General features: G+C 66.3%; 25 protein-coding genes, 1 other RNA gene, 1 pseudogene and 1 riboswitch. Of the genes and pseudogenes, 10 read left to right on the plus strand and 17 right to left on the minus strand.

Features of this window, described 5'->3' with window-relative positions; all coding sequences use genetic code 11:
• The first annotated feature begins 5 nt into the window (after positions 1–5).
• The 6 genes from prfB to ssrA all read left to right on the plus strand — a co-directional run bounded on the left by prfB (position 6) and on the right by ssrA (position 5,494).
• Positions 6–1,121, plus strand: coding sequence for a peptide chain release factor 2 (gene prfB / locus ABIE00_RS06995; protein WP_354258456.1), 1,116 nt, complete (start codon positions 6–8; stop codon positions 1,119–1,121).
• A gap of 171 nt (positions 1,122–1,292) precedes the next feature.
• Positions 1,293–2,084 (plus strand): cell division ATP-binding protein FtsE, encoded by a 792-nt coding sequence (gene ftsE / locus ABIE00_RS07000; RefSeq protein ID WP_354258459.1) that lies wholly within the window; start codon positions 1,293–1,295, stop codon positions 2,082–2,084.
• Positions 2,081–2,995: a permease-like cell division protein FtsX gene (gene ftsX, locus ABIE00_RS07005; RefSeq protein WP_331574978.1), complete on the plus strand. Its 915-nt coding sequence runs from the start codon at positions 2,081–2,083 to the stop codon at positions 2,993–2,995. The genes ftsE and ftsX overlap by 4 nt, the downstream gene beginning before the upstream one ends.
• 45 nt (positions 2,996–3,040) lie before the next feature.
• Complete coding sequence (locus ABIE00_RS07010; protein ID WP_502914276.1) at positions 3,041–4,408, plus strand: peptidoglycan DD-metalloendopeptidase family protein; 1,368 nt, start codon at positions 3,041–3,043, stop codon at positions 4,406–4,408.
• Positions 4,409–4,532: 124 nt separating this feature from the next.
• Positions 4,533–5,003 carry an SsrA-binding protein SmpB gene (gene smpB, locus ABIE00_RS07015; protein ID WP_354258463.1) on the plus strand — a complete coding sequence of 157 codons (471 nt, stop codon included), beginning with the start codon at positions 4,533–4,535 and terminating at the stop codon, positions 5,001–5,003.
• A gap of 122 nt (positions 5,004–5,125) precedes the next feature.
• Positions 5,126–5,494: a transfer-messenger RNA gene (ssrA, locus tag ABIE00_RS07020) on the plus strand.
• 180 nt (positions 5,495–5,674) lie between these two features.
• Here ssrA and ABIE00_RS07025 read toward each other — a convergent pair.
• On the minus strand, positions 5,675–7,561 hold the full coding sequence (locus ABIE00_RS07025) for a hypothetical protein (protein WP_354258466.1): 1,887 nt from the start codon (positions 7,559–7,561) through the stop codon (positions 5,675–5,677).
• A 331-nt stretch (positions 7,562–7,892) separates the two neighbouring features.
• Here ABIE00_RS07025 and ABIE00_RS07030 point away from each other — a divergent pair, with 331 nt between their 5' ends.
• Positions 7,893–8,876 carry a S1C family serine protease gene (locus ABIE00_RS07030; protein WP_354258469.1) on the plus strand — a complete coding sequence of 328 codons (984 nt, stop codon included), beginning with the start codon at positions 7,893–7,895 and terminating at the stop codon, positions 8,874–8,876.
• Positions 8,877–8,936: 60 nt separating this feature from the next.
• On the opposite strand, the gene ABIE00_RS07035 is transcribed toward ABIE00_RS07030, so the two are convergent.
• Positions 8,937–9,071: a hypothetical protein gene (locus ABIE00_RS07035; protein WP_258006495.1), complete on the minus strand. Its 135-nt coding sequence runs from the start codon at positions 9,069–9,071 to the stop codon at positions 8,937–8,939.
• An 83-nt stretch (positions 9,072–9,154) separates the two neighbouring features.
• Positions 9,155–9,517 carry a hypothetical protein gene (locus ABIE00_RS07040; RefSeq protein ID WP_354263294.1) on the minus strand — a complete coding sequence of 121 codons (363 nt, stop codon included), beginning with the start codon at positions 9,515–9,517 and terminating at the stop codon, positions 9,155–9,157.
• Between the two features lie 22 nt (positions 9,518–9,539).
• Between ABIE00_RS07040 and ABIE00_RS07045 the strand changes: the two genes are divergently transcribed.
• Positions 9,540–10,928 carry an MFS transporter gene (locus ABIE00_RS07045; RefSeq protein ID WP_354258472.1) on the plus strand — a complete coding sequence of 463 codons (1,389 nt, stop codon included), beginning with the start codon at positions 9,540–9,542 and terminating at the stop codon, positions 10,926–10,928.
• Here ABIE00_RS07045 and ABIE00_RS07050 read toward each other — a convergent pair.
• The 9 genes and pseudogenes from ABIE00_RS07050 to ABIE00_RS07090 all read right to left on the minus strand — a co-directional run bounded on the left by ABIE00_RS07050 (position 10,915) and on the right by ABIE00_RS07090 (position 19,051).
• Positions 10,915–11,280: a fluoride efflux transporter FluC gene (locus ABIE00_RS07050; protein ID WP_331574974.1), complete on the minus strand. Its 366-nt coding sequence runs from the start codon at positions 11,278–11,280 to the stop codon at positions 10,915–10,917. The genes ABIE00_RS07045 and ABIE00_RS07050 overlap by 14 nt on opposite strands.
• A complete protein-coding gene (locus ABIE00_RS07055; RefSeq protein WP_354258475.1) occupies positions 11,277–11,750 on the minus strand; it encodes a fluoride efflux transporter FluC in 474 nt (157 codons plus the stop codon). The genes ABIE00_RS07050 and ABIE00_RS07055 overlap by 4 nt, the downstream gene beginning before the upstream one ends.
• A 6-nt stretch (positions 11,751–11,756) precedes the next feature.
• Complete coding sequence (locus ABIE00_RS07060; RefSeq protein WP_354258478.1) at positions 11,757–12,470, minus strand: metal-dependent transcriptional regulator; 714 nt, start codon at positions 12,468–12,470, stop codon at positions 11,757–11,759.
• Positions 12,471–12,480: 10 nt separating this feature from the next.
• Positions 12,481–13,275, minus strand: a complete 795-nt coding sequence (locus tag ABIE00_RS07065) for a class I SAM-dependent methyltransferase (protein ID WP_354258481.1) — start codon at positions 13,273–13,275, stop codon at positions 12,481–12,483.
• Positions 13,276–13,374: 99 nt separating this feature from the next.
• Positions 13,375–14,781: an aminotransferase class V-fold PLP-dependent enzyme gene (locus ABIE00_RS07070; RefSeq protein WP_354258484.1), complete on the minus strand. Its 1,407-nt coding sequence runs from the start codon at positions 14,779–14,781 to the stop codon at positions 13,375–13,377.
• Positions 14,782–14,815: 34 nt separating this feature from the next.
• Positions 14,816–14,929: riboswitch (SAM riboswitch) on the minus strand.
• Between the two features lie 181 nt (positions 14,930–15,110).
• The gene (gene hisN / locus ABIE00_RS07075; RefSeq protein WP_003804863.1) at positions 15,111–15,923 is read right to left on the minus strand and encodes a histidinol-phosphatase; all 813 of its coding nucleotides are present in this window, start codon (positions 15,921–15,923) and stop codon (positions 15,111–15,113) included.
• Between the two features lie 66 nt (positions 15,924–15,989).
• A complete protein-coding gene (rsgA, locus tag ABIE00_RS07080) occupies positions 15,990–17,105 on the minus strand; it encodes a ribosome small subunit-dependent GTPase A (protein ID WP_331574969.1) in 1,116 nt (371 codons plus the stop codon).
• Positions 17,089–18,496: pseudogene (gene aroA, locus ABIE00_RS07085) on the minus strand (3-phosphoshikimate 1-carboxyvinyltransferase). The gene rsgA and the pseudogene aroA overlap by 17 nt, the downstream one beginning before the upstream one ends.
• Before the next feature lie 6 nt (positions 18,497–18,502).
• Entirely contained in the window at positions 18,503–19,051 is a 549-nt protein-coding gene (locus ABIE00_RS07090; RefSeq protein WP_354258488.1) for a DoxX family protein, read from the minus strand.
• A gap of 420 nt (positions 19,052–19,471) precedes the next feature.
• On the opposite strand from ABIE00_RS07090, the gene ABIE00_RS07095 reads away from it, so the two are divergent.
• Complete coding sequence (locus ABIE00_RS07095; RefSeq protein ID WP_354258491.1) at positions 19,472–20,200, plus strand: sigma-70 family RNA polymerase sigma factor; 729 nt, start codon at positions 19,472–19,474, stop codon at positions 20,198–20,200.
• Complete coding sequence (rsrA, locus tag ABIE00_RS07100; protein WP_331574965.1) at positions 20,197–20,457, plus strand: mycothiol system anti-sigma-R factor; 261 nt, start codon at positions 20,197–20,199, stop codon at positions 20,455–20,457. The genes ABIE00_RS07095 and rsrA overlap by 4 nt, the downstream gene beginning before the upstream one ends.
• An 84-nt stretch (positions 20,458–20,541) precedes the next feature.
• Here the strand turns inward: rsrA and ABIE00_RS25940 are convergent, their stop codons facing one another.
• From ABIE00_RS25940 to ABIE00_RS07120, 5 genes are all read right to left on the minus strand, one after another.
• On the minus strand, positions 20,542–20,616 hold the full coding sequence (locus ABIE00_RS25940) for a 50S ribosomal protein bL37 (protein ID WP_369299106.1): 75 nt from the start codon (positions 20,614–20,616) through the stop codon (positions 20,542–20,544).
• 86 nt (positions 20,617–20,702) lie between these two features.
• Positions 20,703–21,308 (minus strand): PadR family transcriptional regulator, encoded by a 606-nt coding sequence (locus ABIE00_RS07105; protein ID WP_354258495.1) that lies wholly within the window; start codon positions 21,306–21,308, stop codon positions 20,703–20,705.
• Complete coding sequence (locus tag ABIE00_RS07110) at positions 21,308–22,135, minus strand: DUF4097 family beta strand repeat-containing protein (protein ID WP_354258498.1); 828 nt, start codon at positions 22,133–22,135, stop codon at positions 21,308–21,310. The genes ABIE00_RS07105 and ABIE00_RS07110 overlap by 1 nt, the downstream gene beginning before the upstream one ends.
• A 90-nt stretch (positions 22,136–22,225) precedes the next feature.
• Positions 22,226–22,825: a GDSL-type esterase/lipase family protein gene (locus ABIE00_RS07115; RefSeq protein ID WP_331574962.1), complete on the minus strand. Its 600-nt coding sequence runs from the start codon at positions 22,823–22,825 to the stop codon at positions 22,226–22,228.
• 143 nt (positions 22,826–22,968) lie between these two features.
• Positions 22,969–26,796 (minus strand): multifunctional oxoglutarate decarboxylase/oxoglutarate dehydrogenase thiamine pyrophosphate-binding subunit/dihydrolipoyllysine-residue succinyltransferase subunit, encoded by a 3,828-nt coding sequence (locus tag ABIE00_RS07120; protein ID WP_354258501.1) that lies wholly within the window; start codon positions 26,794–26,796, stop codon positions 22,969–22,971.
• Positions 26,797–26,886 lie beyond the last annotated feature (90 nt).

The raw sequence follows: 26,886 nt of genomic DNA on the forward strand, positions 1-26,886 counted from the left end.
CAACCATGGCTCAAATTGATTTTGCTGCAGAAATCCGCGCGCTGCGTGGCACCTATACCTCCATCGAAAACGTCACCGATGTCGAGGCGCTCAAGGAAGAGATCGCAGAACTGAGCGAGCGTGCTGGCGAGCCGGACCTCTGGGATGACCCTGCTGCTGCGCAGGTCATCACCTCACGGCTGTCGCACCGCCAGTCCGAGCTGGAGCGGCTGAACACCCTGGCTTCCCGCATCGATGACCTCGAGGTACTGGTGGAACTCGGCCAGGACGAGGACGATGCCGACTCCATGGGGGAAGCAGAGGCGGAGCTGGAGTCCATCCGCAAGTCGCTGAAGGACCTTGAAGTCGTCACCCTGCTCTCCGGCGAGTACGACGAGCGCGAGGCCGTGGTCACCATCCGCTCCGGCGCCGGCGGCGTCGACGCCGCCGACTTCGCCGAGATGCTCCTGCGAATGTACCTGCGGTGGGCGGAGCGCCACGGATACCCCACCACCGTCATGGACACCTCCTACGCGGAGGAAGCGGGACTCAAGTCCGCGACTTTCGAGGTCAACGCGCCGTACGCGTTCGGCACGCTGAGTGTCGAGGCGGGAACACACCGGCTGGTCAGGATCAGCCCGTTCGACAACCAGGGGCGCCGCCAGACCTCCTTCGCGGCCGTGGAAGTCATTCCCCTGATCGAACAGACAGACTCCATTGACATCCCCGACAACGAAATCCGCGTGGACGTCTTCCGCTCGTCCGGCCCCGGTGGCCAGTCGGTCAACACCACCGACTCCGCCGTCCGCCTGACCCACATACCCACGGGCACAGTGGTGTCCATGCAGAACGAAAAGTCGCAGCTGCAGAACCGTGCGGCGGCGATGAGGGTGCTCCAGTCGCGGCTCCTGCTGCTCAAGAAGGAGCAGGAGGACGCCGAGAAGAAGGCCTTCGCCGGCGACGTCAAGGCGTCCTGGGGCGACCAGATGCGCTCCTATGTCCTGAACCCGTACCAGATGGTCAAGGACCTCCGGACCGAGCATGAGGTGGGAAACACCAATGCCGTGTTGGACGGCGCCATTGACGACTTCATCGAAGCCGGGATCCGCTGGCGCACCGACAACCGCAACGCCGAACGCTAGACGCGCCAAGGCAAGGGACCCAATCCCGCGACACGCCCCTCTGACTCCCGCCTGAGCATGGCAGCCCGTGCGTATAGTCGAGAGGCCGGAGCTCTACTTCCCCCTAGCGAAAGCCCCCGCACCGGTTGCAGACCATGCCCCTAAAGCCGTGTCCTGCAGGGTTTTAGGGTCATGATCCGTTTCGAAAATGTCACCAAGGTCTACGACCAGAAAGCCAGGCCCGCCCTGGATTCTGTCAGCCTTGAAATTGACCGTGGTGAATTCGCCTTCCTCGTCGGCGCGTCAGGATCAGGCAAGTCCACGTTCCTGCGCCTGGTCCTCAAAGAAGACCGCGCCACCTCCGGGACCGTGTATGTCGCCGGCCAGAACGTCGCCAACATCTCCAGCTGGCGCGTACCCCGCCTGCGGCGCGGCATCGGCGTGGTGTTCCAGGACTTCCGCCTGCTGCCGCAGAAAAACGTCTTCGCCAACGTCGCCTTCGCCATGCAGGTCATCGGCAAGAGCCGCAGCGTCATCCGCGACACAGTCCCGGAGGTGCTCAAGACCGTGGGCCTCGAGGGCAAAGAAAAGCGCATGCCCCACGAGCTCTCCGGCGGTGAACAGCAGCGCGTGGCCATCGCCCGTGCCGTGGTCAACCGCCCCGGCATCCTGCTGGCCGACGAGCCCACCGGCAACCTGGACCCCACGACGTCCATGGGCATCATGGGGGTGCTGGACAAGATCAACCAGAACGGCACCACCGTGGTCATGGCCACGCACGACGACGACATCGTCAACGAGATGCGCAAACGTGTGGTGGAGCTCAAGAACGGCAAGGTCATCCGCGACGAAGCCCGGGCCCTCTACACGTCGATGATCCCCGTGGTCGGCCAGTCCCGAAGGCTCAAGGACGCCAGCGGGCGCGATGACGCGGCAGCACCCGGCCAGGCAACGCGCGACCAGGCAGGGGAGGGCCGGCTGTGAGGCTCCAGTTTATCCTCGGCGAGATCGGCGGCGGCCTGAGGCGCAACCTGTCGATGGTGGTTTCCGTCATCCTGGTGACGTTCGTGTCCCTGACCTTCGTGGGCGCCGCAGGGATGCTCCAGCTGCAGATCAACCAGATGAAGGGCTACTGGTACGACAAAGTCCAGGTGGCCATCTTCCTGTGCGGTGAAGGGTCGACGGCGGCCGGCTGCGCTTCGGGACCGGTGACGGCCGAGCAGCAGGACAACGTGCGGACCCTGCTGCAATCGCCCGCAGTGGCCCAGTACATCAACGACTTCCAGTTCGAGTCCAAAGACGACGCCTACAAGCATTTCAAGGAGCAGTTCTCGAACTCTCCCATCGTCGATTCGGTGACGCCGGACCAGCTTCCCGCCTCATTCCGGATCAACATGAAGGACCCGGAGAAGTACCAGATCATCAGCGAGACCTTTTCCTCGCAGCCGGGGGTGGAAACTGTCATCGACCAGCGGCAGGTCCTGGAGCGGCTCTTCTCCGTCATGAACGCGGCGTCCCTCGTCGCGGTAATCATCGCCGGTGTGATGACGGTGTGCGCCATCCTGCTCATCGCCACCACCATCCGGCTCTCGGCGTTCAGCCGGCGGCGGGAAACCGGAATCATGCGGCTCGTGGGAGCCTCCAAGACAGTGATCCAGCTGCCCTTCATCCTCGAAGGCGTGATCGCAGCGGTCATCGGCGCCGCCCTCGCGTCCGGAACTCTGTGGGCCGTGGCCCACTTCTTCCTGGGCGAATACCTGTCCAAGCAGTATCCTGACACAGCGTTCATCTCGCCGGCACAAACCCTGCTCCTCGCCCCGGCCCTCGTCGGGCTGGGTGTTGTTCTGGCGGGCACTTCATCTCTGCTCACGCTCCGCCGATACTTGAGGGTGTAGGCCATGCCCACCGAAGGAATGCCCATGATGAGTTCCGGCAGGCCCATGCGAAAGAGCCCGGCAGGGCGCCAGCGCAGGATTCTGAGTGCCGCAGTGGCGCTGGTGCTGGCCGCGAGCCTGGGCGCGTCGGCCCCGGCCGCCTACGCGGACGACCTTGAGGACCAGCAGGCCGCGCTGAAGGCTGAAGCCGCCCGGGTCCAGGAATCGCTTGAATTCGTCGATGCAAAAATTTCCAAAGCAGCCGGGGACCTCGTGATCTACCGGGGACAGCTTCCGGCCGCGCAGCAGGCATTGCTCGAGGCCCAGGGCCGGGTGGCGAGTGCCGTCAAGGAAGTGGAGGCCCTCGCCGCCCGGGTGGATCTCGCCCAGCAGAACAAGGCCAAGATCACCCAGCAGCTGGATGCGGACAAGCAGAAGATGGCCAGCACGAAGAAGCTGATCGGCCAAATTGCCACCCAGGCCTACAAGTCCGGCGGCGTTCCCTCAGACCTCACCCTCTTCTTCGGTTCCAACAACACAGGCAGCCTCACGGACACGATGGACATGGCGGACCAGGCGCTGCGCAGCCAGAACTCCGCGATGGACAAGCTCACCCAGCAGAACGCCACCAACGTGAACTCGCAGGCCCGGCTGCAGGCGGTCGAAGCCGAGATCAAGGACCTCAAGGCCAAGGCCGACGCGGCACTCGTTAAAGAGAAGGCCGCCCGCGACGAGGCCGCAGCCAAGAAGGCCAAGGTGGACAAGCTCATCGCCGACACCACCCGCCTGAACAACGAACTCGAGGCGGCCAGGCCCGGAATTCAGAAGAAACTGGCTGGCGTCAAGGCGCGGCAGGACGCCGTCGCCGCCGAAATCAAGGAGCGCGACCGCAAGCTGCGCGAGGCGTGGCTCGCCGAACAGCGGCGGATCGCAGCCGCTGCCGCCGCGGCAGCGAAGGCCAAGGGGGAGCAGCCCGCGCCTTATGTGCCGCCGGTGGCGGGGCCGCCGTCGGCCTTTGGCCTCCGCCACCCGTTCCCCGACAGCGTTCCCATCACCTCCGGTTTTGGATGGCGTTCGACGCCGCCAGGCACCATCGACTTTTACGGCACCGGCGGCTACATGCACACGGGCATTGACTTCGGTGCCGCGTGCGGCACACCGGTGTACGCGGCCGCCGCCGGCACGGTGTTCTCAGCGGGCTGGGCGGACGACGGCGGCGGAAACAACGTCAAGATCTCGCACGGCGTGGTGCAGGGCAACTCGCTGACCACGATCTACTACCACAACACCAGCGTGGTGGTCTCGGTGGGGCAGCAGGTCAGCCAGGGCCAGCTCATCGCCTACTCGGGCACCACCGGAAACTCCACCGGCTGCCACTCGCACTTTGAGACCTGGCTGAACGGTGAAGCGGTTGACCCGATGCGCCTGCTCTGACCAGGAGGCGCCTGCCGCCCTGCCGCCTGGCGACGCGGGCCAGGCGGCGCACCTGCCGTAGAATAGTAAGACTTTGTTCCGGTGCCGCCGGAACAGCCAGTACTGAGAACTGAGGAGTTGAACCGTGCCCAAAGAAAGTGGCCGTAAAGTCGTGGCCACCAACCGGAAGGCCCGGCACGACTACCACGTCCTGGACACCTACGAGGCGGGCATCGCGCTCATGGGAACGGAGGTGAAGTCCCTCCGCGAGGGCCACGCATCCATGGTCGACGGGTTCTGCACGTTCTACAACGACGAGCTATGGATGGAGGGCATCCACATCCCTGAGTACAACCAGGGAAGCTGGACCAACCATGCGGCCCGCCGGCGCCGTAAGCTCCTGCTGCACCGCGAGGAGCTCATCAAGATTTCGCACAAGATCCGTGAGTCGGGCTTCACCATTGTGCCGCTGCAGCTGTATTTCGTGGACGGCCGGGCCAAGGTGGAGATTGGCGTCGCGCGCGGCAAGAAGGACTACGACAAGCGCCAGACGCTGCGGGAGCAGCAGGACAAGCGCGAGGCCCTGCGCGTCATGCGGGAGCGCAACCGGCGCTAGTGCGGCAGGTCCGACGCGCGGTGCGCCGGCTGGAATGAATTGCCGCCCTGATGCGTTATGATTGGTAGTCCGGCAGGGATCAGGTTGTGAACCTGCGCTTGGCCGGTTTGGTAACAAAATACGGGGATGATCGGTTTCGACGATGTTAGTCGCGACAGGTGAAGCGGGCCGAGGATGCAGAATTATCTCGTAAACGCTGTCTGCAAACCAATAAGTGCCGAATCTAAGCGCACTGACTTCGAACTCGCTGCTTAAGCAGTAGTTCAGTCCGTCAGCCCGGGGATGCTATCGCCCCGGATCCTGGCGTCATTTAGATAGCCACTGCTGTTTGCTCCCGTCATCGGAGTAAACGGGACTCTTAGATGACTGGGCCCGGATCAGCCGCCTGTTTGCAGGACGGCTGGGGCCGAGAAAGTCCGACGCAAACTGCGCCCGGAGAAGCCCTGACAACACGACATCGGACGGGGGTTCAATTCCCCCCATCTCCACCGCTGTGATGAGTCGAGACATCCTTCACGGATGAGTCGGGTCATCGGTTACACCCCGGTCTTCGGACCGGGGTGTTTTTCTTTGTCTGGATTAGTAGTTTCGGGTGGAGTCCATGCCCGGCGTTTCAGCTGTGACTCCATCCTTCCCGAAGTGGACTACTCTGTCGTGAAACTGGACGCGACTCACCACGTCTCGCCCCTGAAGCAGGCGCCCAACGCGCGGAATCCGTAGAGCGTTCCCTGCAGCGCCAGGAACTTGGTCATTTGGTCTGCCGAGGTTTCCTTGATGGCTGAGAACGCTTCCAGCACGCTGGGGGACCTGGCGGCCCCCTGACAGTCCGCGAACGCCACCTGGGACAGTCCATTCCCGTAATCCCGCAGCGCTCCGCCCGTGGCCTGGTCCCACCAGGGATTACTGAGGAACTGCAGCGTTGCAGCCTTCCCGAATTCAGGTTCGAGGATGAGGGCGGACTGAAGCGTGTATCCCTGGTGCGGCGCGTCCTGTGGCTTGCCGAGCTGGAAAGGCAGGTCGCTGTAGCCCCAGTAGCCCGTGTCCGCATTGAAGAGGTACCGGTCCGCCGCGGTTATCTGGGCGACGATGTCATCGAGCAGGGGGATGCTCCACCCCGTGACTTCGCGTACCTGCTTGAGCCAGGCGCCGGCGCCAAGGTTGACGTTGGGGACGCAAGGAAGGTCACTGCCCGACTTCGAGTAGGCGAGGCAGGTTCCGCCGGCAACGCTGACCCGGGGCGTGCTCAGGAGGCTGTCGACGGCTGCCCTCAACTCCTCGTCCGTTACGAGCTTGTTCTGCCAGGCAGCAAGCAACGCAGGACCGGCATGCCCGGCGGTAGACACGGTGTAGGTTGTGCTTTCTGGATTGACTGTTCCATCGCTGAACGCGTCCCACGCACTTTCAATGCCCCACCCGCCGTCAGGCTTTCGGACGTCGAGCAGATGCTGTACGAGCGAAGCAACGGTGGGCCCGGCCCAGCCTTCCCTGTGCGCGTAGAGGATGATCTCGAAGCCGGTTGATGCAGCGTCGTGCGAGCCTGCGGTCATACCCTGAGCAAGTTCCCACAGCGTTTCCGACTCCTGATCCCACATGGTCGAAGCCAGTGTGGCGTCAAGCAAAGGAGCGTCGGCGATCCCTGCCGTCACGGACCTGCCGCCAATGCGGTTCTTGCCCGCCCAGAGGTCGGGCGCCACCGTGAGGAAGCGGGTGGGCTGTGGTGTCACCTTACATGTTGCTGATGCCGTCCGGTCCGTGCTGAGCACCACTCGTAATTCGGCAGGACATCCGATGGCGCCGGCCACACCGGGAGCGATGCGCAGCACTGCTCCGGGTGACCACAACGGGCCCCCGACTGTAAACCGAACAGTGGTCACTTCGCCGCGGCGGACTGTCTCCGGAACGAACGCCGTTACGCCAAGCGCCGAAACGCGGGAGGAGGCGGTGTGGGTAGCGACGGACCGCCCATTGGAAAAACGTGTGGCTGCTGCGGTGACCGTATAGCCGCCGGCGGCGAGTGGCAGGAAGGTGCAGGTTGTCCTAGCAACACCGGTGGAAACCCAAAGGGTGCTACCGCAGGTCATTCCAGTTGGGCCGCTGGCCAGGATGCGTACAGATTGCCCTGCGGGAACGTTTGTAAGTGTCGCAGTGATGGTTCCGCGATTGTTGACCTTTAGGGATGAGGCTATGGTCAGGGTAGGCGGCGCGGGCTTGGCCACGACCCGGAGAGAGGTGGTCTGGATAGCGACGGTCCGTCCGTTGTAGAGGCGGGTGGCCTTGGCGGTGATCGTGTACCCGCCGGCTAGGCGTGGCACAACGGTGCAGGACGTGACCGCGACTCCGGGGGAGGTCCATCTGGTGCTGGCGCAGGTCGTCCCGGATGGGCCGGTGACGGCGATTCGCGCAGTTTGGCCGCTTGGAACATTTCTGAGCGTGGCCGTGATGGTCCCCCGGCTACCCACCTGAAGCGCGGACACGCCGATTGTCAGGGCCGGTGAAGCAGCCTGCGCTTGGTACGGGAGGCCAATGATGACGAGCGCGCTGGCGATCAGGATGCCCATAAAAGTCCTTGGGCGTAGTCCGACTAACATCTCTTGCTTCCCCCGTACTGCGTCCTGTTGACGGCGCCAGCGCCTGGCAACGTGTGACGCGTTACAGCTCTTCCGTTTGCTCCGCACGGCCACGGACATGACCTGGAGCACAGAAAGTAGCAGGTCGAGGTTGGGGCGCCTCCCCCCAAAATGGGGGGGCGGACGCTTTCACCTCCGGTTACCCAGGGCTATGCCCCCCGTTCACCCAAGGCGTAGCCACTGCTGGACTAGGCAGCGGGAGCTGATTGTTGTGTTGAATAACACCCGGTATTCACGGGTACTAATTGCTAAGGAGGCCTCCATGTCCACGGCGGCTGCAAACGAACCGGGTCCCGTCGACGACGGCGCGGCTCTCGACTCCTATTCGGAGACAGTTATCCGGGTGGCCAGAAGCGTCACACCCCATGTGGCCGCCATAGAGATGACGGGGAACCGGCGCAACGGACGGTTCCGGGTCGGCGCCGGATCCGCGGTCCTGTTCACCGAGGACGGCTACCTCCTGACCAACGCCCACGTGGTTGCCGGGACCCAGAAGGGCCGTGCTGTCTTCGCAGACGGTTCCGGCACCGATCTTGAGGTGGTGGGTGCGGACCCGTTGTCCGATCTGGCGGTGGTCCGGGGCCGTGCACCGCACGTCGTCCCCGCGGAGTTCGGGGACGCCGAGTCATTGCAGGTGGGTCAGCTGGTGATCGCTGTCGGGAACCCGCTGGGGCTCTCCGGCTCGGTGACGGCAGGGGTGGTCAGCGGACTGGGCCGCGCCATCCCGGTCTGGGCCGGACGCAACCGCAGGGTGATTGAGGACGTCATCCAGACCGATGCCGCCTTGAATGCCGGCAGTTCCGGCGGGGCTCTGGCCGACTCGCGAAGCCGGATCGTGGGAATCAACACCGCGGTGGCCGGCGCCGGGCTGGGGCTGGCTGTTCCGGTCAACAGTACGTCGCGCCGGATCATCTCCGCGCTCCTGTCGGACGGCCGCGTGCGCCGCGCCTACCTCGGCGTGGTCAGCACACCAATCCGGCTGGGCGCCAGTGATGTGGTCCGCACGGGCCAGCGGGAGGGGCTGCGTGTGGTGGAGGTCCTGTCCGGTTCCCCGGCGGAGCAGGCCGGCCTCCGGACCGGCGATGTGCTGCTGCGGGCCGGCTCCCGCGCTGTCAGCAATGCCGAGAGCCTGCAGAAACTGCTCTTCGCCGAGGCCATCGGCGTCCCGATGAATATCGCCGTCCTGCGCGACGGACACGTAACCGACATCGCTGCTGTGCCCGGCGAAATGGCGGACTGGGGATAGGCATAAACGAGGGGGTGGCCAGGAAATCCCTGGCCACCCCGTCCGGTGTTTGTTAGGCCATCAGCGTTTCTTCAGATGCGCCACAGGGTCCGCAGCTCCCTCATGCGGGGCCTTGGCCTTCTTGTCCGCGCGTTTCTGCTTGATGGTCTTGCCTGCTTTTTTCTGCTGCTGCTGGTGCGGCGACTTGTCCGGCATGGCGTGCTCCCTCGTCCGAGGGGCAGGAGGGTGCCCCTCCCTACGTAAATTACGCCTGTTGCAGCCTAAATGTAACTGCCCTGTCAGCCCGCGACGTCGGCGATTCCGACGAACCTGGTGCCCACGCCGTCGAACTCGCTCCGTATGAATCCGGGTGCCGCCGGCGGAACTTCGGAGGGGCGGTGATGGCCGCACACGACGTACGTGAACTCGGGCCACCACTTCTTGGGCCGGGCAGCCTCCTCATAACCGCAGACCGCGCAGACGAGGTGCACCCACACCGGCCTTTTCCCGGTCCGGTTGGCGCGGGACTGGACGAGCCAGGCGGGGGGATTGTCCAGCAGCTCGCCCAGCTCGGCTTCGGTCAGAAGCTTCGGAATGCCGTGGCGCTGGGCCATTTCCAGTGGTACATCCAGGGCAATTGCCGCATCACGTCTGCTGATCATCCAGTCCACGATACGGTAAGTCATGAGCGATGCCAGCCAGACCACCGCGCCCACGCGCCTCCAGCGACAGGTATTGACCGTCGCGATCGTGGCTTCCTTCATGGCGATCCTTGACAGCTTTGTCGTCAGCCTGGCGCTGCCCGCCATCGGCCGGGAACTCGGCGGCGGACTCCGCATCCAGCAGTGGGTGGTGGACGCCTACCTCTTGACGCTGGGCGCACTCATCCTGGCGGCCGGCTCGCTCTCGGACCACTTCGGGCGGGTGCGCGTGCTGCAGTGGGGACTGGGCGGGTTTGCCCTCACCTCGGTTCTCTGCGGAGCAGCCTGGACCGCCGAAATACTGGTGGTCAGCCGGGGGCTGCAGGGAGTGGCCGGAGCGCTCCTCGTGCCCAGCTCGCTGGCGCTGATCGTCAGCCACTTCGACAGCGCCGCCCAGGGGGCGGCCATCGGCAAATGGTCGGCGTGGACAAGCGCCGCCGCCATTGTGGCCCCCTTGATCGGCGGGGTATCGGTGGACCTGCTTTCGTGGCGGGTCATCTTCTTCGTCAACGTCCTGCCGGCGGCGGCCATCTGGCCCGTGTTGGCCAGGCTGCGGAAGGCCGACGGCAACCCGCACGCTGCCGGCCGCATCGACATTGCGGGGGCTCTCCTTGCCGTCGTCGCGCTGGGCGGTCCGGTCTACGCGCTGATTGAACAGGGATCTGCAGGCTGGGGCAGCCCGCAGGTCTGGCTGCCGCTGGCCGCCGGTGCCGCGGCCGCGGTGCTTTTCCTTCTCCATGAATCGCGGACCGCCGCGCCGCTGCTGCCCCTGGGCATGTTCACTGTGCGGAACTTCGGCTGGGGCAACATTGCCACGGCCGCGATCTACGGCGGATTTTCGCTAGGGTTCTTTGCGCTGGGCATCTATATCCAGCAGGTCGGCGGCATGAAGGCGACCACCGCCGGCCTGGCGCTGCTGCCCTCAACGGTGATCCTGATGCTGCTGGCATCCTTCTTCGGCGGCCTCGCGGGCAAGTACGGGCCGCGGTGGTTCATGACTGCCGGGCCGGTGCTGTGTGCGGCCGGCTTCCTGCTCACGCTGTCCGTTGGCGGCTCCCTGAACTACTGGACGCAGGTCCTGCCCGGGCAACTGGTCTTCGGCCTCGGCCTTTCCATGACCGTGGCACCGTTGACGGCGGCCATCCTGGGATCGGTCCCGGAAAGGCAGGCAGGCGTGGGATCCGCGGTGAACAACGCCGTTTCGAGGATCGCCGGCCTGGTCTGCATTGCGTTCGCGGGCTTCATCGTCGGTCCGGAACTGACGACGCCGGGTCTGCACCGCGCGCTGTTGGCGACGGCTGCGCTGTTGCTGCTGGGCGCGGCCAGTTCCGCCGTCGGAATCCGCAACCCCTTGCCGGCTAGCCGCCGCTGACCGCGATTCCTGCCGCGGCCGCAGCCAGCCCGAGCAGCAGGTTGGCGAGGATGTTGGCAGCGGCTGCGAGGTAGCGCCGTTCACTGGCCAGCCGCACCGTGGCGGTGGTCCAGGAACTGAAAGTGGTGAGGCCGCCGGCGAACCCGGTGGCCAGGGCAGCGTGCCACTCGGGGCCGAACACCGCGGTGACGCCGACGGACACGCCGATCACGAATGAGCCGGCCACATTAACCAGCAGTGTTGCCCAGGGCCAGTGCCGCCGCGGCGACGGGAAACCGGCCAGCCAGCCGTCCACGGCGAACCTGAGAAGGGCTCCTGCGATGCCGAACAAACCCACCAGGAGCGCCGTCACGGACGCCCCCCGCCGGTGCCGCCGAGAGCATAAGGAGCGCCGAGCAGCTTGCCGGTCCGCCAGCCCGCGGCCGCGGCCGCGAGGCCCAGTACGACGGACAGCCCCAGATAAAGCAGACCGAGGCTGGGGACCCCGCCGCGGGCCAGCTGGTCCGTGGAAAATACGACGGCGGAGAAGGTGGTGAACGAGCCCAGCACGCCCGGCCCGATGGCGGCTCGGAGCCAGAACGCAGTGTGCGGCCGCGCGATCCAGATGGTGGTGAGGGCCGCCAGCACAAAACTGCCCGCGACGTTGATGGAAAGCGTTGCCCACGGCAGGTCGCCGGGCTGGTCCGGAACCAGCAGTCCCAGCACGTACCGGAGTTCCGTCCCCAGCAGCCCGCCGGCGGCCACGGCCGTCCACACCCGCCAGCCGTAGCCGGAGCCCGGCTTGGAAGCGGTGCCGGTGAGGCCGGCGAGGGGTGCGCGCACCTGTGCCTACAGGCCGGCCATGCGGCAGCCGGGATGCGCCGAATCGCTGTGGATCCAGAGCGCGGCGGCCACTTCATCGGCGAGGTCCACTTCGCGGCTGGTCCCGGGGGAACCGATCCGGACCACGAGCGAGCCACCGAAGGGCTTGCGGCCGCGCACCTCCACGTCGGCGTCCAGGCTGATCCTTTCCGCGGCGAGGTAGCGCAGCAGCTCGGGATTTTCGTCGCTGATCCGGGTGATCCTGCCGGTGTGGCCGTCGTCGAGCTCGATCATCCGGTGCGCGGACGGCATCCGCACAGTTCCATCGGCCGCGGGGATGGGATCGCCGTGCGGGTCCCGCGACGGGTTGCCCAGCCGGGCCGCCAGCCGCTCAATGAACGTGTCCGAGACCGCATGTTCCAGCTGCTCCGCTTCGTCGTGGACTTCGTCCCAGCTGTAGCCGAGGTCCTTGACCAGGTATGTCTCAATCAGGCGGTGCCGCCGGACCATGGAGACGGCAAGCCGGACGCCCTGGGGCGTGAGCGTGATGGCGCTGTACGGCTTGTGGAGGACCAGGCCCTGGTCCTTGAGCTTGCGCACCATTTCAGAGACGGAGGAGTTGGCCACGCCGAGGCGCTGTGCAAGCTGGGTGGACGTGATTGGCTTGTCCTGCCATTCCGTGAAGGAATAGATGACCTTAACGTAGTCCTCGATCGAGGAGGAGGGCGTACTGGTCTTCACAGCTTCAAGCCTACCTGCTGCCGCCACGGGGCTCAGCCCGAACCGCCCGCCAGGTCTGGGTGAGGTAGGGGAGCTGCAGCAGTTCACCTTCGGCATGCCCAAGGTGCTCGTGCAGGTACCACGTCAGGTTGTGGGTCACCTTGGCCCGGGTGGCGTCGTTGGCCGCGAGGTAATAGCTGCGCGACTTGGCCAGTTCCAGGATGTCGTCCGGGGTGACAGGATCCTCCCACCGCGTCAGGTGGCTTTCCAGGGACGTGAATTCCGGGCCGATTTTGGGGCGGAAATCGGGTTTGTGGACGTCGCCGGCGTGCATTATGCGGGACAGCCGGTGCACCCACGGCACTGAGGTGTCCAGCTGGTTCCAGATGAGGCCCAGCACCCCGCGGGGCTTGAGGATCCGCGCAATCTCGGTGCTGGCCAGCAGTGGGTCGCACCAGTGCCACGCCTGGGCAACGCTGACGACGTCGAACGCGGCCCCGGGCAGTCCGGTCGCCTCCGCGGTCCCTTCCAGAATTTGGACACCGGGGTAGGCGCCGCTTGGAAACACTCGGCTGAGTTGGTCCAGCATGTCCACGGAAGGGTCCACGGCGCTGACGCTGAGCCCGCGTTCCACCAGAAGGGCCGTGAATTTACCGGTTCCAGCGCCGATGTCGGCGGCCGTGCGGGCCTCCGCCGGAATGAGCCAGTCCGCGGAATCGTCAGGGTAGCCGGGACGGACGCGGTGATAGTGCTCGCCGCCGTCCTGGAAGCTCTGCCCGAGCTCCTGCCGCCGCACGTGATGAAGTTTGGGGCCGCCCCGTGCCACGCACAGTCTCCTTAGTCCGACGTCGGAAATTACCTTTCGAATTTACCGTACGGGGGCCGCTGGCAGGGGATCGTGGGTGGCGCTTCGTCGGCGTGCCGATTAGTCCTGGATGCAGGGTGCGGCGCCGGCGGTGCCCGGGGTGTTCGGGGCCCACTCGGGGTAGGTGCGGGAGTCGTTCTCCGGAACCCAGCGCCCGGCGTCCACCACATAGTCCCAGCCGAGGCCGGAGCGGCGGAGCTCCTCGATGCCGGCGAGGAGCCGCTGGGCGTCCTCCAGCCGTGACCCCACGCCGAAGCTGGCGCGCAGGGAACCGGACGGCAGGCCGAGGCGCTTCAGCAGCGGGTGCGCGCAGAAGCGGCCATCGCGCAGGCCCACGCCGTGCTCGGCCGACAGGTAGGCGGCCACCAGCCCGGCGTCGTAACCCTCCACGGAGAAGTTGACCACGCCAATGGCATCGTCCGGGTTGCTGTCCTCGAAGATCTGATGGACGGTGACGCCGTCGATCCTGCGCAGCCCCTCGACGAGGAAGGACCGGATGGCAGCCTCATGGGCGTGCCAGCTCTGCGGATCCAGGGCGGCGATGACCTGGGTTGCGCGGGCCAGGGTGGCTGCGCCGAGCACGTTGGGTGAGCCGCCCTCGTGGCGGGCGGGGCCGGTGGCCCAGCTGACGCCGTCGAGCCTTGCCTCGCTGACGGCTCCGCCGCCGGCGAGGTGCGGGGTTCCGGCGTCGAGCCAGTCGGGGCGTCCGATGAGCACGCCGGCGCCGAAGGGGGCGTAGAGCTTGTGGCCGGAGAAGGCGAGGTAGTCGACGTCGTCCGCGGCGATGTTGACGCGGCGGTGCGGCGCGAGCTGGGCGGCGTCCACCACGATCCGTGCGCCGTATTCGTGGGCCAGTGCCGCGAGGCGCCGGATGGGAAGGATTTCGCCCGTGACGTTGGATGCACCGGTCACGGCAAGGAGGCTGACATCGCCATGCTCAAGTTCGGTGCGCAGGCTGCCGATGGTGGCTTCCAGGGTTTCCGAGGCCACCACGCTGCGGTGCGGCACTCCCTGCCACGGCAGCAGGTTGGCGTGGTGCTCGATGTCCAGGTAGAGCACTTCACCGGTGTGGTGGTGGTCCTCTACCGGCAGGCAGCCGGCCAGGAGGTTGAGGGAATCGGTGGTGTTCCTGGTGAAAATGACGGCGTCATCGGCGCGGCCGCCCACGAACTGCCGCACGATGTCGCGCGCGTTCTCGTACACGGAGGTGCTGATCTGCGAGGCGTAGCCGGCGCCGCGGTGCACGCTCGCGTAGTACGGCAGGATCTCGTTGAGGTACGCGGACACCACGGACAGCGCAGGCGCGGAGGCGCCGTAGTCGAGGTTGGCGTAGCGGACGTGGCCGCCCTGGATCAGCGGAGCCTGGATTTCCGCGCCGGTGACGGCGGCCAGGGGACGGCCGGCGGCAGCGAATCGGCCGTCCAGCACGTCAGCGTCGGTGGTGGAAGAAATGATTGCAGTCGTCATGGGACCTCACTGAGAAAGGACCCCGTGTGACGGGGATCCGCGCTTGCCGGGTCCGTTCCGGATCGGCCTGGTCGTCACCCGGGGCACCCCACCGCGAATGGAGGGTTGCCGGCCAGCTAACCGGGGTTTAGCGCTGGCACTCGTGACCTGTTACGAGACTAGGACATCCGGGCGGGCGATGAAAAAGCCGGTCCGGAATGTTAAGCGGAATATTACGCAACCCGGATTTCTGGCTTTCGGTCGAATAAACGACGGCGGCCGCCACCAAAAGGAGGCGACCACCGTCGTTATATTCAGCCCAGAGGCGCTGGGCCGGCTCCGGGGGGAAGCTAGAGCAAATCGTCCAGCTGCGGGTTCAGCCGCTTCAGGACTTCCGAGTGCAGGATCGAGTTGGTGGCCAGGGCGTTGCCGCCGAACGGGCCGTCCGTGCCTTCGAGGGAGGTGAAGCGGCCGCCTGCCTCCGTGACGATCGGCACCAGCGCCGCCATGTCGTAGAGGTTCAGTTCCGGTTCGCAGGCGATGTCCACCGCACCTTCGGCCACCATGCAGTAGGACCAGAAGTCCCCGAACGCGCGGGTGCGCCACACGTCCTCGGTGAGCTGCAGGAACTCATCGAGGTTGCCGCGGTCCTTCCAGCCGCCGAGGCTGGAATAGGACAACGAGGCGTCGGCGAGGCTGGACACGTTGGATACCTTGAGCCGGGTGGCGGCGGCCAGGGAACGGCCCGAGTAGGCACCGGCGCCCTTGGCGGCCCACCAGCGCTTGCCGAGCGCCGGGGCGCTGACCACGCCCACGACGGGTTCGCCCTCGTCGACCAGGGCGATCAGTGTGGCCCACACCGGTACCCCACGGACGAAGTTTTTGGTGCCGTCGATGGGGTCGATGATCCAGCGGCGGGAACCGTGGCCGGAACTTCCGAACTCCTCACCGAGCACGGCGTCGCGGGGACGGGAACGGGACAGCTGGCCGCGGATGGACTCCTCGGCGGCCTTGTCCGCATCGGTGACCGGCGTCAGATCAGGCTTCGTCTCGATCTGGAGGTCCAGCGCCTTGAACCGGCTCATGGTCTGGTCGTCCACGGAATCGGCCAGCACATGGGCCAGACGCAGGTCATCGTTGTACGTTGAAGCGGGTTGGGTCATGGTTCCAAACTACCCTCAAAGGCCCGGCGGGGCGGGGAGGCAGCTGCCGGGCTGCGCCGCGGAAGGCTAGCCGACGCTGCCGAGTTCCTTGGTTTCCTGGCCCTCCGCGCGCGGGTCGGTGCCCAGCAGGCGGCGCAGGGACGCGAGCCTGGCAGCTCCGGTGGGCCCGGCATGGCCGGCGGCGACCCAGGCATCCACGCCGCAGTTGACGGCGGCGGCGTCGTGCTTGCAGCCGCGTTCGCACGCCTCGGTGCCAGGCTCAAGGTCGGGGAAGGAATGCAGGATCCGGTCCGGGTCCACGTGGGCCAGCCCGAAGGAGCGGATGCCCGGCGTGTCGATGATCCAGCTCCCGGCGGGGGCGTCAGCGAGCTTGAGGGCGAGGGCCGACGACGACGTGTGCCGTCCGCGGCCCGTCACGGCGTTGACGCCGCCGGTGGCGCGTTCGGCGCCGGTCAGCGCGTTGACCATGGTGGATTTTCCGACGCCGGAATGGCCCAGCATCACTGTCACCTTGCCGTCCAGGTGGGCGCGGAGTTCGGACACGGCGGCCACGTCGAGCCGGGCGGAGAGGCCGTCGTCGGACCGGGCGTCGATGCCGGATGCGTCGGAATCGGCGGTGCGGCTGATGATGACCGGGAAGTCGAGGTGGCGGTAGTTGGCCAGCAGCTCGGTGGGGTCTTTGACGTCCGCCTTGGTGACCAGCAGCAGCGGTTCGATCCCGGCGTCGTAGGCCGCCACCAGCGCCCGGTCGATGAAGCCGGTGCGGGGTTCGGGGTTGGCGGCGGCGACCACCACCACCAGCTGGTCCGCGTTTGCCACCACGGCGCGTTCCACGGGGTCCGTGTCGTCGGCGCTGCGGCGCAGCAGGGTCTTGCGGTCCTGGATTTTTACGAGCCGGGCGAGGGTGTCCGGCTCGCCGGACACGTCGCCCACGAGGGACACGAAGTCGCCGGCGACGACGGGGGAGCGGCGCAGTTCCCGGGCGCGGGCGGCGATGACCGTCCGCTCATGCCCGGAGTCCTCGCCGACGACTGCCGTGTAACGCCCCCGGTCGACGGTGATGATCCGCCCGGTGACGGCGTCCTCATGGCTGGGACGGTCCTTCGTCCGGGGCCGGGAACCTTTTTTGTTCGGCCGGATCCTGACATCGGATTCGTCCCAGGAATCAGTGCTGCGTGCCACCGGTGGTCCCCGCGGTGTTGGTCATTGCTGTGTTTGTCACAGCGCCGGCCCGCTGGCCGAGCATGTCCGCCCACAGCTTGGGGAAGTCCGGCATGGTCTTGGACGTGGTGGCGATGTCCTGCACTGCCACCACCCCTGACCGCCAGGCCGAGGATGGCTCCGGCGGTGGCCATCCGGTGGTCCGCGTAGCTGTGCACCACACCGGCATGCAGTTCCGCGGGCCGGATGAGGAGTCCGTCGGCGGTTTCCTCGGCATCGCCGCCGAGGCGGTTGATTTCCGTGACGAGCGCGGCGAGCCGGTCCGTCTCATGGCCCCTGAGGTGGGCAATGCCGCTCAGCCGCGAGGGCCCGGATGCCAGCGCACAGAGCGCGGCCACGGTAGGCGCCAGTTCGCTGGTTTCGGCGAAGTCCGCGCCCTTGATTTCGCTGCCGCCGGTCACGGTCAGGGTGCCGTCCTGCAGGGTGACGGTTGCGCCCATGTCGCTGAGGATGCTGCGCCACATGTCACCCACCTGCGTGGTGTGCTCCGGCCAGTCCGGAATCCGCACCGTGCCGCCGGTCGCCAGCGCGGCCGCCAGGAAAGGGCCGGCGTTGGACAGGTCCTGCTCGATCCGCTGGTCGAAGGCGCGGATCGGGCCGGGGCTCACGATCCAGTGGTTGGGCGTGGAGTCATCCACCGCCACGCCCGCGCCGCGCAGTGTGGCGATGGTCATGTTGATGTGGTCCAGGCTCGGCACGGTGCTCCCGGAGTGCTCCAGATGAAGGCCGTCCGTGAACCGTGCCCCCACCAGCAGCAGCGCGGAGACGAACTGGGAGGAGGCGCTGGCGTCAATGACGAGGTGCCCGCCGCGCACCTGCCCGGTGCCTTCAACGCGGAACGGCAGCGAAGCCGGCGTTCCGCCGTTCTCACCGCTGATGGGTACGCCGAGGCCCGCTAGCGCCTCGATGATGGTCCCCATCGGGCGCTCCCGGGCGTGGGGATCGCCGTCGAATACCGTGGAGCCGCTGCGGAGCGCGGCCAGCGGCGGAACAAACCTCATGACAGTTCCGGCCAGGCCGCAGTCGATGGCGACCTCGGCACCGCCGGCGTCGGCCGGAATCGGCGTCACCTCCAGGTCGGGGCCGAAGGCGCCATCGCCCGGCACCTCCCGGATGTCCGCGCCCAGCTGGCGCAGGGCGGCAATCATCAGCGCTGAGTCGCGGGAATGCAGCGGCGCCCGGAGCCGGGATGGCCCGTCGGCCAGCGCGGCGAGCACCAGGTACCTGTTGGTCAGCGACTTGGAGCCCGGCACGCGGATCGTGGCGTCTACGGGCTGCTCCGCAAACGGCGCGGGCCAGTGCGGAGCAGCGCCGGAGGTGTCAACGGACGCGCCCATGGGTGATGCTGTCATTCCTGTTTATGCCCCCACCGCGTGGTCAACAGCCTTGCGGACTGCTTTGTCGGCGCTGTGCAGCTTCTTGCCGGTGGTCTTGCGTGCGTCGGCGGCGAGGTGGCCGGCGGTTTTCCGTGCGTCGGCAGCGAGGTGCTCTGCGCGCCAGACGAGGCTTGGCTTGCCGGCCGTGTCCACCGACGCGAGCAGCACACCGCCGGTGAGGGTGATGTTCTTGAGCAGCTGGGTGCGGCGGGCTTCGCGGCCCTCCTTGGTGCTGATGTCGGCGCTGCGCCATTCAACGAAGGCGTTCAGCGCCGAGATGACGGCCAGCACCGAAGCCGCCAGCCGCGCGGATTTGCCGAGCGCGAAGAGGACGCCGGCGCCCACCTGCGTGCCGCCGATGATCCGGGCCAGGACCTTCTCGTCCGTCTGGAACGGCAGGGCTTCAGAGGCGCGGCGCAGGAGGGGCGACAGCTGCTGTGCGGTGTCGTCCGCATTCCTGAGCTTGTCCGTTCCGGCGAGGATGAAACTTGAGGCCAGCATCGGCCGGGCAAAAAAGCGGACTAAGGACATGAATTTCCTCCTGGATAGCCGAGCCGCGGTGGCCGCGGCGGAGTCGGTTCTAGTCTTGCACTTTTGCGGAATATTTGCCCACCGTGCGTCGTTGTGCACATCAGGCCGGAAGCAGTCTGCAGGGGGCGTTCTGGGCAGTTTCCGGTGTTCAGCGGCGGCTGGGGCATGGCCGGAAACCGGCACGAGCACGGACCGCCGCACGAACGCGGGTCTCATCAGGCAGGTCTTATCAGGCGGAGTGGAGATGGAGCATTGACTTTGGTGAAGGAAGCTGTGGGGGTGCGAAGTACCGCCAGGATGGGGCCGTTTGTAGTGCCGGAAGCCGACGCGCTTGAGGCCGGGAGTGCTTTCCCGGACCCCGGATACGGCACGGCACGCCGTCAGGGGCGGACGGCGCTGATCAACGTAGACTTGAAGGCAATGAGCACCGTGGATCCGGCCTTACAGGCCACACAGAAGGACGCCGCCGACGGCATCCCGGACAATGGCACGTCACCCGCCGCTGAAGCGGCAGAGGCTATCGACGTCGGCTCGGAGAGTGCCGAAGCGCGCCGGGCCCGGTTTGAGCGCGACGCCATGCAGTACGTGGACCAGCTGTATTCAGCGGCCATGCGCATGGCCCGGAACCCGGCCGATGCCGAGGACCTCGTGCAGGAGGCGTATACAAAGGCGTTCTCGGCGTTCCATCAGTACAAGCCGGGGACCAACCTGAAGGCCTGGCTGTACAGGATCCTGACGAACACCTACATCAACCTGTACCGGAAGCGGCAGCGGGAACCCCTGCAGTCCAATTCGGACACCATCGAGGACTGGCAGTTGGCCCGTGCCGAGTCCCACACCTCCAGCGGTCTGCGGTCCGCGGAGGCCGAGGCTTTGGACCACCTGCCGGATTCGGACGTTAAGCGGGCCCTGCAGGCCATCCCGGAGGAGTTCCGGCTGGCGGTGTATTTCGCCGACGTCGAGGGCTTCGCGTACAAGGAAATTTCGGACATCATGAACACCCCCATCGGCACTGTGATGTCCCGGCTCCACCGGGGCCGGAAGATGCTGCGGGACATGCTGGCGGACTACGCCGCCGAACGGGGATTCAAGGCTGCTGCAGACGCCACGGCGGCAACGGAAAGCAACAAACAGGAGAACGGGAAATGAGCGACTGCCAGGGATTGGGCGATTGCGATGACACCAGGATGCAGCGCATCTACGAGTATCTGGACGGAGCTTTGACCCGCAGCGACCTTGCGGAGATCAAGCACCACCTCGACGAGTGCCCGGAATGCGCGCAGCAGTACGATTTTGAGTGCGTCATCCGGAAAGTGGTGAAGCGCTCCTGCACCGAGGCGGCGCCGGAGAACCTGAAGAACGCGATTCTGGACCGGATCCACGCCATCAGGCCGGTGGAGGCCTGACGGGGTTCCCGGCTTAAACGCGATGCCCCCGCTACCTTGCTGGTAGCGGGGGCATCGCGTTTAAGCTTCGGTTCAAGCCGTGGCTTAGGTGTTGGGGCGCTTCCCGTGGTTCGCGCCGCCACGCTTACGGTCACGACGCTTACGTGCACGCTTGCTCATAGCTGGCCTCCTTAATTTCGTTACCCAAAAGAGTTGCCCTCCAGTCTCCCATATCAGCGGACAGGCCGCGAACCGGGCGGGTTGCCCTACAGCGAGTTGCGGATGGACACGCGGGCCTGGTCCAGGACAGTCCGCACCGTTTCCAGGGCGACGGGCGTCATGGGCCGGGCGCCGGTGTGCAGGCGAAGCTCGGTGCGCATGTCGTCGCGGAACGCCTGCAGCAGCATCTCCGCTTCCCTGAGCATGCGCTGCCCGTCGGCTGTGTAGCGGCCGTGGCCGGACGGGTCCGCCGATCGAACAGCGGTGCGTGCGGCTTCGGCGGTCGCGGCGAGGTCCGCGCGCAGCCCGCGCATGTTGCTGCGGATGTCGGCGCGGAGGTCGTCGGCGAGCCGGCGGACGGATGCCGAGATGTCGTTCTCCACGGTCTCCAGCTCCTCGCGCCGGCTGTCCAGTTCGGCCAGGCCCGCAGCGGTGATGCGGTAGTTGGTGCGGCGCCCTTGGCTTTCAGTGGCCACGAGGCCCTCCTCCTCCAGTTTGCCGAGGCGCGGATATATGGTGCCGGCACTGGGGGAGTAGGTGCCGCCGAACCGGTCGCTGAGCTCCTTGATGAGTTCGTACCCGTGCTTGGGGCCCGCCTCCAGGAGTGCCAGCAGATAGAGCCGGAGAGCGCCATGGGCAAAGACGGGAGGCATCAGAGCGCCTGTTCCTCGGTGGCCGGTGCGTGGCCATGGAAGATGGACGTCTTCCCGGATACCGAGTTGGTCCGGACCAGCATGAGTTTGGCGTCCGGGCCCGAGATGGTCTGCACCTTGCCGCCCGGGTGGCCGTACCTCCGGTCGTCGATGACCACCGGCCCGCTGGCCGACTGGGCCACGATGTCCACGCCGACGTCATGCGGCACGCGGACGGTCAGGTCGCCGGACACCGAGTTCGCGCCGAAGTCGTGGGTGTAGCCGTGCAGGTCAAAGCTCATGTCGCCGCTGACGGTGTTGGCCCGGATGTTGGTGAACTGGCCGGACGCCGTGACCTCGCCCGAGACGCTCTTGGCCGTCAGGACGCCGCTGTGGTTGCGGGCAATCACTTCTCCGCTGACGGTGTTGACGTGCAGTTCACCGGAGGTCCCGTCGGCCAGCAGCGAGCCGGTCACGGTGTTCAGCCGGGTCCGTCCGCGGACACCCGAGACCAGGCCGTCCCCGCTGACGGTGCCCGCCTCGACTTCCACGCCGGCAGGGACCGCGATGCTGATGACTACGGAGTTGTTGCTGCTGTTGTTGACCGACTCCATCAGGTTCTTGAACCAGCCCTGCGGTCCGTGCAGCTGGTGGCGGACTTCGAGCCGCCCGCCAGTCACGGAGACCGCGAGCGGATCCCCGAGCACCTCCGACACCTCCATGCGGACCACCGCCTCGTCGTGCGTGACGATGTCCAGCCTGCCCCGCACGATGCCCACCTTGAGGTGGGAGACGCCGTCGACATCTATGGTCTGCGGGCCGGTGACGGTCCAGGAGTTCTCTTCCATGATCCCCTCCACTTGCGATATATCGTGACTGTGAAAGCCACGCTAGTACGCCGGCGACGGAAGATCAAGATATATCGCGAGTAGATTTTCCTACTCGGGCGTGTCCATTCCCAGCCACTGGAACCAGCCCCGGTGCAGCACCAGCCAGGCCATCAGCCCGTAGCCTGCCTGCCCGGGGGTGCCGCCGTTGGCAGCGAGGTCCTGGCGCCACTGCTCATGGTTCAGCAACGGTGAAAACGTGTCGACGTAGAGGTGCTTGCGCCGGGTGGTCACGTCGGCAAAGGCGGTGTTCAGCTCGCCGAGGCGCCGGTTCTGCACCGGATCCAGCGTGGGCGGCGGCCCCACGACGAAGACCTCCAGCCGCTTCTGGGTGGCCGAATCCAGGATGTTGGCGAGGTTAAGCCGGCTCCGGGCGGTGGACAGGCCGAACTCAATGTCCCGGCCGGACAGCCCGATGACCAGGCGGTTCTCGTGGGCGTCGCTGAACCTGCGGCCGGCCTCCTCCAGCCAGCGTGCAGACAGGCCCTCGGTGCCTTCCTGCGGGCACGGAAGGGAAAAGCTCTCCACTGTGACGCCGTCCTGCGGAGTGCGGGCGAGCACCCGGCCCAGCCACCCCAGCGCCCGGGGATCGCCGAGCCCGGCGAGCAGTTCATCTCCAACAGCTGCAATCCGCAGCTTCCTGTCTTCCACTACTACCTCTTCACTTGTTGGGAGGGCGTGTCCCGGATACGGACCGTTTGCATGCCAACACTAAAGGTCCATTAACTCACGCCGATTAAACAGAACTGCCCGGCTGGAACGGTATGTCACCGTCCGGCCGGGCAGCTTTTCTGCTACTTACGTGCGAAAGCCTGCTTCAGCAGCGCGTCCTGCTCCGCAGCGTGGCGCTTCATGGAACCGGCCGCGGTGGAAGCTGAGGCCGGGCGTGAAACCAGGCGCACCTTCCGGTCCAGGGCGGTCGGCAGGTGCAGACCCATGAACGGCCACGGACCCTGGTTGGCGGGCTCGTCCTGCGCCCACACAACTTCCGCGTTCCGGTACTTGGCCAGCTCGGCTTCGATCTCCGCCTGCGGCAGCGGGTAAAGCTGCTCGACGCGGATGATCGCCGTCGACTTGTCGCCCGTCTTCTGCCGCGTGGACAGCAGGTCGTAGTACAGACGGCCGGAGACCAGGAGCACGCGTTCGACGGCGTCCGCCTGCAGCAGCTCGTGTTCACCGATCACCGGGCGGAAACCGCCGGTGGTGAAGTCCTCCACGGACGAGGCAGCGGCCTTGAGGCGCAGCAGCTGCTTCGGCGTGAAGATAATGAGCGGCTTGCGGGGCCGGCTGTAGGCCTGGCGGCGCAGCAGGTGGAAGTGCGAGGCCGCTGTCGTCGGGTTGGCGACGATGATGTTTTCCTCGGCACACAGCTGCAGGAAGCGTTCGATGCGGGCGGAGGAGTGGTCCGGGCCCTGTCCCTCGTAGCCGTGCGGAAGCATCAGCACGAGCGACGAGCGCTGGCCCCACTTCTGCTCGGCGGACGAGATGAATTCATCGATGATGGTCTGCGCGCCGTTGACGAAGTCACCGAACTGCGCTTCCCAGAGGACGAGGGCGTCGGGGCGCTCCACGGAGTAGCCGTATTCGAAGCCCATGGCCGCGTATTCGGACAGCAGGGAGTCGTAGATCCAGAGCTTGGCCCGGTTGTCCGACAGGTTGCCCAGCGGCAGCCATTCATTGCCGTTGGCGCGGTCATGGAACACCGCGTGGCGCTGCACGAACGTGCCGCGGCGTGAATCCTGGCCGGCAAGGCGGACGGGCACGCCCTCCATGATCAGCGAGCCGAAGGCGGCGATTTCGCCGAAGCCCCAGTCGATGCCGCCTTCACGGGACATCTGTTCACGCTTCTCCAGCAGCTGCTTGAGCTTGGCGTGGACGGTGAAGCCCTCGGGGATTTCCACGTGCGCCTTGCCGATGCGGGCAAGCGTGTCGGCCGAGATGGCTGTCGACGCCGGGGCGTTCGTTCCGATGTCCGACTGCTGTGCCTGGGGCCGCTCGATGTCCGATACCGCTGCCGAGTCGGCGGTGATGATCGGAATGGGCGAGGTCTGGGCCGCGTGCGTTTCGGCGAAGACACGCTCGAGGCGTTCCTGGTAGTCGCGGAGCAACTGCTCTGCTTCTTCCTCGGTGATGTCACCGCGGCCGATGAGCGACTCGGTGTAGAGCTTGCGCACGGAGCGCTTTGCCTCGATGAGGTTGTACATCAGCGGCTGGGTCATCGAGGGGTCGTCGCCCTCGTTGTGGCCACGGCGCCGGTAGCAGACCATGTCGATGACAACGTCCTTGTGGAACCGCTGGCGGAACTCGTAGGCGAGCTGGCCGATGCGGACAACTGCCTCGGGGTCGTCGCCGTTCACGTGGAACACCGGAGCCTGGATCATCTTGGCGACGTCGGTGGAGTACGTGGACGAACGCGACGAGGACGGGGCCGTGGTGAAGCCGACCTGGTTGTTGACCACGATGTGGATGGTTCCGCCGGTGCGGTAGCCGCGCAGCTGGGACAGGTTGAGCGTTTCCGCCACAACGCCCTGGCCGGCGAAGGCAGCGTCACCGTGAACCATGATGGGCAGCACGGGGAACGACTGTCCCTGGTCCAGGCGGTCCTGCTTGGCCCGGACGATGCCCTCCAGGACCGAGTCAACGGCCTCGAGGTGGGACGGGTTGGCGGCGAGGTAGACCTTGGTCTCCTTGCCGTTGTCCGACGTGAACGTGCCCTCGGTGCCGAGGTGGTACTTGACGTCGCCGGAACCCTGCACGGAGCGCGGGTCCTGGGTGCCTTCGAACTCGCGGAAGACCTGGGCGTAGGTCTTGCCGGCGATGTTGGTCAGCACGTTCAGGCGGCCGCGGTGGGCCATGCCGATGGCAACCTCGTCCAGTCCGTCGTCGGCAGCGTCGGAGATGATCGCATCCAGCAGCGGAATCAGCGATTCGCCGCCCTCAAGCGAGAACCGCTTCTGGCCCACGAACTTGGTCTGCAGGAAGGTCTCGAAAGCCTCTGCGGCGTTCAGCTTGGAGACGATGCGCAGCTGCTCGTCGCGGCTCGGTTTGGAATACGGGTGCTCCAGCTGGTCCTGGAACCACTTGCGTTCGGCCGGGTCCTGGATGTGCATGTACTCGATGCCGGTGGTGCGGCAGTAGGCGTCACGGAGCACGCCGAGGATGTCGCGGAACTTGAGCATCGGCTTGCCGCCGAAGCCGCCCGTGGGCCACTCGCGGTCGAGGTCCCACAGGGTCAGGCCGTAGGTGAGGACGTCGAGGTCGGGGTGCTTGCGCTGGACGTACTCGAGGGGATCGGTGTCCGCCATGAGGTGGCCGCGAACGCGGTAGGAGTGGATCAGCTGCTGGATCCGGGCGACCTTGTTGATCTGGTCGGACGGGTCCACCTGCAGGTCCGGGCTCCAGCGCACGGGCTCGTACGGGATGCGCAGGGCTTCAAAGATCTCGTCGTAGAAGTTCTGCGCGCCCAGGAGCAGCGAGTGGACGAGCTTGAGGAATTCGCCGCTGCCTGCACCCTGGATGACGCGGTGGTCATAGGTGGAGGTCAGGGTGAGGATCTTGCTGATGGCGTTCTGCGCGATGATCTTCTCGCTCGCGCCCTGCCATTCGGCCGGGTAGTCGAGGGCACCGACGCCGATGATGGCGGCCTGGCCTTTCGACAGGCGGGGCACGGAATGCACGGTACCGATGCCGCCCGGGTTGGTCAGCGAGACCGTAGTGCCGGCGTGGTCGTCTGCGGTCAGCTTGCCGTTGCGGGCACGCTTGATGAGGTCTTCATAGGTGTGCCAGAACTCTGCGAAGTTCATGGTTTCGGCCTTCTTGATGTTGGGAACCATCAGAAGGCGGGTGCCGTCGGGCTTGGGCATGTCAATGGCGATGCCGAAGTTCACGTGTGCCGGCTGGACTGCCACGGGCTTGCCGTCGACCTCGTCGTAGTACACGTTCATGGAGGGGAACTGGGAGAGCGCCCGGACAACGGCGTAGCCGATGAGGTGGGTGAAGGACACCTTGCCGCCGCGTGCGCGGGCCAGGTTGGAGTTGATGACCACCCGGTTGTCGATCAGGAGCTTTGCAGGAATTGCCCTGACGCTGGTGGCCGTGGGGACCTCAAGGCTAGTGACCATGTTGGACGCAATGGCCTTGGCCGGTCCGCGAAGGACGGACACGACGTCTTCCTCGGGGGCGGTGGGAGCCTTGACATTCTTCGGCAGCTGGGCCGGAATGGGCTGGGCGCCGGTGCCCGCCTCGGTCTTCCTGGCGCCGTCACGGGCTACCGTTGCCGGAGCCTTCTTGGCAGGTGCGGGCTGGGCGGGGGCTGCTGCCGGCGCCGGTGCCGGTGCTGCCGCAGGCGCCTTGGCCGCGGGAGTAGCGGATGCCGGTGCCTGCGCAGGCGCCGGGGGAGTGACAATGGGCAGCTCACGGGTGGCCGGGTTGGCCTCCGGGGCCTTTACGGCCGGAACGCCGTTGGAAGATGGACCGTTGCCGCTGTCGAATGATTCGAACAGGGGCCACCATTTGGCATCGACCGTATTCTTGTCCTGTTGGTAACGCTCGTACAGTTCGTCAACGAGCCACTCGTTTCCACCAAATTCCTCTGGCAGACGGTGGCTAGGCTGCTCTGGCACTTGAAATACGCCTCTTCCATGAGTTTGATTTCCCTCTGGTCGCCTAAGGTGCCACGGCACAACGATCGAACCAGTTTTTTCTGTGTCCTA

The organism is Arthrobacter sp. OAP107, from assembly GCF_040546765.1.
GTDB lineage: Bacteria > Actinomycetota > Actinomycetes > Actinomycetales > Micrococcaceae > Arthrobacter.

Excerpts from the sequence above, each read along its gene's own strand:
- prfB (WP_354258456.1), top strand. The coding sequence starts at position 6 with ATGGCTCAAATTGATTTTGCTGCAGAAATCCGCGCGCTGCGTGGCACC.
- ftsE (WP_354258459.1), top strand. The coding sequence starts at position 1,293 with ATGATCCGTTTCGAAAATGTCACCAAGGTCTACGACCAGAAAGCCAGG.
- ABIE00_RS07010 (WP_502914276.1), top strand. The coding sequence starts at position 3,041 with ATGCGAAAGAGCCCGGCAGGGCGCCAGCGCAGGATTCTGAGTGCCGCA.
- ABIE00_RS07025 (WP_354258466.1), bottom strand. The coding sequence starts at position 7,561 with ATGGGCATCCTGATCGCCAGCGCGCTCGTCATCATTGGCCTCCCGTAC.
- ABIE00_RS07030 (WP_354258469.1), top strand. The coding sequence starts at position 7,893 with ATGTCCACGGCGGCTGCAAACGAACCGGGTCCCGTCGACGACGGCGCG.
- ABIE00_RS07035 (WP_258006495.1), bottom strand. The coding sequence starts at position 9,071 with ATGCCGGACAAGTCGCCGCACCAGCAGCAGCAGAAAAAAGCAGGCAAG.
- ABIE00_RS07040 (WP_354263294.1), bottom strand. The coding sequence starts at position 9,517 with ATGATCAGCAGACGTGATGCGGCAATTGCCCTGGATGTACCACTGGAA.
- ABIE00_RS07045 (WP_354258472.1), top strand. The coding sequence starts at position 9,540 with ATGAGCGATGCCAGCCAGACCACCGCGCCCACGCGCCTCCAGCGACAG.
- ABIE00_RS07070 (WP_354258484.1), bottom strand. The coding sequence starts at position 14,781 with ATGACGACTGCAATCATTTCTTCCACCACCGACGCTGACGTGCTGGAC.
- hisN (WP_003804863.1), bottom strand. The coding sequence starts at position 15,923 with ATGACCCAACCCGCTTCAACGTACAACGATGACCTGCGTCTGGCCCAT.
- ABIE00_RS07090 (WP_354258488.1), bottom strand. The coding sequence starts at position 19,051 with ATGTCCTTAGTCCGCTTTTTTGCCCGGCCGATGCTGGCCTCAAGTTTC.
- ABIE00_RS07095 (WP_354258491.1), top strand. The coding sequence starts at position 19,472 with ATGAGCACCGTGGATCCGGCCTTACAGGCCACACAGAAGGACGCCGCC.
- rsrA (WP_331574965.1), top strand. The coding sequence starts at position 20,197 with ATGAGCGACTGCCAGGGATTGGGCGATTGCGATGACACCAGGATGCAG.
- ABIE00_RS07105 (WP_354258495.1), bottom strand. The coding sequence starts at position 21,308 with ATGCCTCCCGTCTTTGCCCATGGCGCTCTCCGGCTCTATCTGCTGGCA.
- ABIE00_RS07110 (WP_354258498.1), bottom strand. The coding sequence starts at position 22,135 with ATGGAAGAGAACTCCTGGACCGTCACCGGCCCGCAGACCATAGATGTC.